This is a genomic window from Chamaesiphon sp. OTE_20_metabat_361 (assembly GCF_031364565.1).
In genome coordinates, this window is record NZ_JANLWO010000740.1 from 1 (window position 1) to 6578 (window position 6578).

Genomic DNA, 6578 nt, shown 5'->3' on the forward strand with positions numbered 1-6578 from the left:
CCCCTATCCCCTAAACCCTATCCCCTATCCCCAAATTTCGCCTTAAGAGCTTTTTGTAACCCACGAGTTGTTTTACTAGTTTCCGTTAATAATGCTAGGGTCGTTTCTAAATCGGTGGTTTCAATGTATTTCAGTCGATGAGACAATAAAATTTGGGTTTCAAGTTCGCAGATAGAGCCAAAGGCAATAGCGATAAATTGTAAAAACTCTTTCGTTGAGTTTCTACCATGTCCTTCAGCTAGATTAGAGGGGATAGATACAGCGGAGCGTCGCATTTGACTACTTAGCCCATACGTTTCTGACTTAGGAAAGTCTGCGGTTAGGCGATATATTCTTTCGGTCAATTCCATCCCTAACTGCCAAACTCTTAATTCACGAAAACTACTAATACCCATCCAATTTTCTCCCTATCCCCTATCCCCTATCCCCTATTCCCTAGACCACCGCTGCCTTCAACTCATCCGCGACCTGGGTCAACTCCTTGGTGGTCATTTTGACTTGGTGCATCCCGATGGCGCTTTCTTGGGAGCCTTGGGAGATGTTGGTCATCGAGCTGAGTACCTGCTGGATCGATACGGCTTGCTGTTTGGCACTGGTGGAGATCTGTTGGGAGTTCAAGAATACGTTGTTTACGGCATCTGTCACACCCGCGAAGGTGGCGGCGGTGGCTTGAGCGAGGTCGATCCCTTCGTTTACCGTTTTGGTGCCTTCATCAGTCACCATGACGGTGCGGTTAATTGCTGATTGAATATCATCGGCGAGGGCATTAATTTTATCGGCTGATTTTTTACTTTGGTCGGCGAGTTTCCGAATTTCATCGGCAACTACGCTAAAGCCGCGACCTTGTTCCCCGGCGCGAGCTGCTTCTACGGCGGCGTTGAGTGCGAGCATATTCGTCTGACTTGCCAAATCTGCCACGAGATCCGATACTACGGTAATTTGTCCGGTTTGTTCGCTGAGGTTGACGATCTGGCTGGCGATCGCGTCTACTTTATCGCGCAGTCCAGTCATCCCTTGGAGGGTCTGTTGTACCGCGCGAGTTCCGTCCTCAGAGAGCGACAGCGCTTGGCGGGCACCGTTGGCGGAGGCTTCGGCTTGAGCGGCGGACTGGAAGGAGATCGCGCCGAGTTCGTTGACGGTTTTACTGGTATCGATCGCGGAGTTTGCCTGCATGTTCACGGTGACTTCCTGCATCTCGACTGTATCGACGATCGTGCCTGTGGAATTGGCGATCGAGTCTGCTAGCTGTTGAATAAACTTGGTAATGCGATTTCCGAGCAGCAGCGACAAGCCGATCGTCACCGCCCCTGTGGTCAACATCCCCAGTGCTAAGATCAGTAGGACGCTACTTTCTTTGGCATCGATAATCGCTTTGTCTTTTGACAGAATGACGCCCAAATTACTCGCGCCTAGCTCTTCAGTTTTGGGCAAGCTTAAGACGGAGATTAACTGCTGTTGATTATCGACTCGATCGACGTCAAATGTAGACTGCGGCTTGGTACTATTTTTCAACCGCTCATATTCAGAAAAGTCACTAGTACTCCGCCCGACTTGGTTTTCTTCGAGTGCGAGGACAAATTTATTGGTATTTTTGTCGATAATGTGCCATTCGTTGCTATTGGTAGCGTACGGCTCGGCAATCGATTTGAGACTGGCGACAGGCATTCTCAAGCACAGGATGCCAATGAGTTGACCTGTGACGTTATCTTTGACTGGCGCAGCAAAGAAGATCGATGGTGCTTTAGTAACTTTAGAAATTTCGACGCTACTGATAAAAGGCTTACCAGTTTTGAGAACGTTTTTGAAATAAATTTGGCCTGCATAATTAGTTTTAATATTTTTTTTGGAAAACGCGATCGGATCGCCTTTAAGATCTAAAACCTCCGCTCCATCAAAGAATGTATATCGAGCGAGATAATCATTCAAATATGCTTCTTTGTCCGCGATCGTTAAGCCTTTGGAAATCTTTTGGTTATCAAACAATGGCGAACTAGCAAGAGCCTGAGCATCCTTGCTCCGAATACTAATAAAGCGAGTCAGGGCATCTGCTAGTGTGCCAGTTGCCAATTGTTGGTTTTCTGTTTCTACCTTCTTCAAGCTATCGTAAGAAGCGAAGTAGGCTAGACCGCCAACCGTAGCCACGGGCAAGACCGATAGCAATACGACAGTACCGATCGCTCTAGTTTTGAAAGTCAGGTTATTGAATTTGGATTGGAAGTTGGTTTTGAAGTTGGATAGCATGATTAGGGGATAGGGGATAGGGGATAGGGGATAGGGGGTAGGGAATAGGGAATAGAGGGTTGTGGGGGTTTGGAGGTTCGGAGACGCTTGCGTCTGTCCTCCCTATCCCCTATCCCCTATCCCCTATCCCCTAACTCACCACTGCTTGCAGCTCATCGGCAATCTGGTTGAGTTCTCTAGTAGAGGTTTTGACTTTGTGCATCCCGATGGCACTTTCTTGAGAGCCTTGGGAGATGGCGTTCATTGCGCCTAGTACCTGTTGAATCGCGGTAGATTGGCGTTGGGTACTGGCGGAAATTTGTTGAGAGTTCAAAAATACGTTGTTGACAGCATCGGTAACGCCGATAAAGGTCGAGGCGGTATTTTCGGCAATTTGAATCCCTTCAGTGGCGGTTCTGGTACCGCGATCGGTGACGGTAACTGTGCGGGCGATCGCGGCTTGAATATCTGTCGCCAGATCGTTAATCTTTTGAGCAGATTTTTTACTTTCATCTGCTAGTTTCCGAATTTCACCAGCAACTACGCCGAAGCCTTTCCCCTGTTCGCCAGCACGGGCGGCTTCTACAGCGGCTTTGAGTGCGAGCATGTTGGTTTGTTTGGCTAAGTCGGATACGGAGTCGGAGACGTTGGTAATTTGTCCGGTTTGTTCGCCCAAATTGACGATTTGCTGGGCGATTTCATCGACGCGATCGCGTAGTTCCGAAATCTCATGGATGGTTTTTTGGACGGCTTTAGACCCTTCTTCCGCCAGTGAGAGGGCTTGTTTGGCTCCGGTAGCGGATGCGGTAGCTTGTGCGGCGGTGGCGGTGGAGATATTTTCTAATTCATTGACGCTATCTGTCGTGGCGATCGCGGAATTAGCTTGTTGGTTGATGGAGATCTCTTGAGACTCAACTGAATCGACGATTTCGTTGGCAGAATTGGTAATCGTCGCGATCGTCCGTTGGACATATCTGGCGGTGCGATCGGCAAAGAAAATCGCTAATCCGACTGTCAATGCACCTGTGGTCATCGCCCCGAGTAGAGTCGTCCACAACAGCCCTTGCAGTTCGATGTAGGCAGCATCTTCATCGATCGTTGCTACCGCTGTCCAGGGCAATTCTGTCATGCCCTCTAGCTTTTTAAAGGGAGCCGCACTCAGGAATTCCGATCGATTGCTCCCAGTCTGTTGGCGTAAGATGAGCCCACCCTTGGTGCGTGCTGCGAGCATTGCTGGAGATTCTGGCCGATCGGTATATTCCCCGTTAGAACTAATAAATACTTTGTTATTCTGGCGATCGATAATGTGATAGCGTTCTTGCTTATTCGCGAAATCTTCTAGCACTGCTCCCAGTCGCTCGACTGGGGTGCGCGTTCTGACTACCCCGATAATATTATTCGTAATTGAATCCCTAATTGGTGCGGCAAAAAACACCGAGATTCTACCAGTATATTTACTAGCTTCTGGTGCGGAAACAACTGCTTTTCCCGCTTTCAGCGCATCTTTGAAATACTGACGATTTGAGTGATTAATTTTGGTAAGTGACTCTCCTTTACTCTGAGCGACTAAGTTACCTTTGATGTCAAATACAGCAATACTGTCATAAACCTGATAAGTATCAATGAATCGATCGAGTAGGTTAGTTTTTTCGGCTGTCGAACTAATTGCGATTACTTTAGCGCTATTAAAAATTGGTAGTGCAGCGATTACCGAAACATCACCATTGCGCTCGAACATAAATCGATTGAATTTATCGGCGATCAGTTCTGCGCGCTCTTTTTCCTTTTTGGCTGCTTGCTGTTGGCTGGCAGTACTAACTTGCAGATAAGTAGTCGTGCCAATTGTGGCGATCGGGAGAATACCTAGGGCGATCGCGATCAGTGTTGATTTGGTCTTAAAGGATAAAGTATTAACTCTATTCCAGAGATTGGTTTGCATATACTTTCGGAGGGGATGATGTGAGATAAGTTAAAAATATAAAGTTTGAGCTAATCGATAGTTTGTGATTTTTTGAAAATTAAGTTGTTATGTGAGTTAGAGAATGCTAGTTATTGGCAACCGTGGCGATCTTGAAGTGCTATTTTATTTATGTCACAGTTGCTAGAGAGATGCCGCACTAGCTACTAAGAACTTGCGTTCTACCAACTCGCGCAGATCGAGCAAATACATCAAGCCATCGGCATATTTTGATACTCCGCGTAGATACTGACGAGAGCGATCGCTGGCGGAGATTGGCAGTGCGTCAATGCGATCTCCGGTGAGATAAAAGACATCAAAAATGCGATCGACGCCAATGCCCATTTTGAGACTATCGATCTCGACGACAACTACTTCCTGACGTGGTAGCGGTGGCATCTGCAAGATACTACTCAGCTCTAGTACAGGCACGATTTCGCTCCGCCAGTTGATTTGACCTAAAATATGTTCCGGTGCAATCGGGACTGGTGAGATCGAAAAGCGATCGAGTACATCGACATCGAGGACTAATTCGAGTGGCAATCCGAGATATTCCGAGCCAATCTGGACGACTAATACTCCCTGCTCGTCACTGCTGCTCTGAGTTAGATCGATCGCTGTCTGGAGTTGACGGGCGCGCGTGGCAAATGTCGCTCTGTCGGCGATACTAGCCTCGGGGCAACAGCGACTATAAAAGTCCGCACTTGCGCCAGCAATCAGTGGTGAGCTAGTTTGGCGATCCAATGCCGCCACAGCTTCGGGTTCGCGAATGAGCCGATCGAGATCGAGGCAAGTTATGGGCGCGTCCAAACCTTGGGCGATCCCACTGATAAAGTGGCGATCGGTTGCTGCTTGGCGAGCTTGAATCAAGGCGGTGTCTAATGGCTGCGGATCGATCGTTTGGACGTCAAATACCTCATGGGCGACAATCGCCATCTGGATACCTTGACACTCAACTACGATCAGCCGATCGCTCACACTACAACCCGAAAAACCTCGCCCAAATCGCAAATCTAAGTGCATTACTGGCACCATTTGCGATCGCCAATTAAAGATACCTAAAATATCGGCTGGCGCGGTGGCTAAGGTGTGTAACTCCGGCAACGAACAAATTTGGCGGACAAAATCGGCACTAATTCCATACAGCGATCCATGCAAAGCAAAGATCAGATGCGGCTTACCTGACATGATGTTTATGAATATAGATTGGGTGCGATCGAGCGGATACTTATCATTGAATATGCCCACCTTTGGTGTACTGATTCACAATTGCTACCAACTTGGCATCGTCGATCGGTTTGGTGAGATATTCAGTTGCGCCGACCATTTCGGCTAGGGCGCGATCGTAGCTCTTATCCTTAGCTGTGAGCATAATAATCGGCAATTGCGTAAACTTGCTCATCCGCCGCAGCGTCTGACATAGCTCGATCCCATCGATTCCGGGCATCGTCACATCTAGCAACAACAAATCGACTGGCTGTCGCGCCAGTAAATGTAAAGCACTCATCGCATCATTGGCGAGTAGTACCTCGCAGATATCGCTGAGTGCCCGCTTGATCCGCGTTTGGACGATCGGACTATCATCGACAGATAAGACAATCGGCAATTCGGGCGGCACGATCGATTCGAGGGAAATATCACCCCCACCTTGGATCGGCGCTTGAGTGTGCATCCAGCCCATTTGTACCCATTGCGCGTAGGAGCGAGCGACTTGGAGCGGATCGCGATCGAGGACACTAGCAATCTCGACGATCGTTTTTTGCCCGTCAAACCACTTTTGAGAATGTTGTTTGATGGCGACTTCGGCGATCTTTGCCAGCATTGCTGGCGTTGGTGGCAAGGGAATTGCTGCAATACTCGGAATCAAACTACTAATTTTGCTCCAATACTGCTGGCGAGTATTGACAGTCATCATGAGCTGATTCCAGTTCAAGCCACCGCCCTCCGCCCGATGGTAGAAGTCCACTTCGGTTTGCGGACTAAACCGATATTTACCCGCAAAACTAATCGCTTGTTCGAGGGTAAATACGACTTGTCCCTGCGCCCAAGTCTCGATCTGTTCCCAGCTCAACACCTGTCGCTGCACCAAAAAGGTCAATAGTTCTCGACTCGAATGCGGGTAAACTAACTGCTGAATCAGCCAACCCTCGATCGATTGTGTATATTCTGGCTTAAATTTTTGAACTAGCGTTCTGATTAGTTCGCCGCGATCGATTAATTTATTGCCACCGTATGTAATTTCCCCCTTGTACCAAATTAGGACTCGCTGCCAACATTTACCAGGCTGTACCTCCACTTCCAACTGTAAAGTGCCACTCGCCTGCTGTTGCCGAAATGATTCGATTAAGCGAGCGAGATCCTGCGATTGGTAAGGAATTAGTGGTAATGTTTCCCCTGGTAT

Annotated in this window: 5 protein-coding genes; all 5 read right to left on the minus strand. The window is 48.2% G+C overall.

From position 1 onward, the window contains the following. Window positions 1-17 precede the first annotated feature (17 nt). Window positions 18-395, minus strand: a complete 378-nt coding sequence (locus tag RMO35_RS21060) for a four helix bundle protein (RefSeq protein ID WP_309743938.1) — start codon at window positions 393-395, stop codon at window positions 18-20. 40 nt (window positions 396-435) lie between these two features. Next, entirely contained in the window at window positions 436-2241 is a 1806-nt protein-coding gene (locus RMO35_RS21065) for a methyl-accepting chemotaxis protein (protein WP_309743941.1), read from the minus strand. Between the two features lie 130 nt (window positions 2242-2371). Beyond that, a complete protein-coding gene (locus RMO35_RS21070) occupies window positions 2372-4159 on the minus strand; it encodes a methyl-accepting chemotaxis protein (protein ID WP_309743943.1) in 1788 nt (595 codons plus the stop codon). A 162-nt stretch (window positions 4160-4321) separates the two neighbouring features. Further along, window positions 4322-5365, minus strand: a complete 1044-nt coding sequence (locus RMO35_RS21075) for a chemotaxis protein CheW (RefSeq protein WP_309743945.1) — start codon at window positions 5363-5365, stop codon at window positions 4322-4324. 43 nt (window positions 5366-5408) lie between these two features. Continuing rightward, a partial coding sequence (locus tag RMO35_RS21080) for a response regulator (RefSeq protein ID WP_309743947.1) occupies window positions 5409-6578 on the minus strand: 1170 nt, incomplete at its 5' end.

What these genes read in the sequence shown, in the direction of transcription:
- RMO35_RS21070 (WP_309743943.1), bottom strand. Translation starts at nt 4,159, where the DNA reads ATGCAAACCAATCTCTGGAATAGAGTTAATACTTTATCCTTTAAGACC.
- RMO35_RS21065 (WP_309743941.1), bottom strand. Translation starts at nt 2,241, where the DNA reads ATGCTATCCAACTTCAAAACCAACTTCCAATCCAAATTCAATAACCTG.
- RMO35_RS21075 (WP_309743945.1), bottom strand. Translation starts at nt 5,365, where the DNA reads ATGTCAGGTAAGCCGCATCTGATCTTTGCTTTGCATGGATCGCTGTAT.
- RMO35_RS21060 (WP_309743938.1), bottom strand. Translation starts at nt 395, where the DNA reads ATGGGTATTAGTAGTTTTCGTGAATTAAGAGTTTGGCAGTTAGGGATG.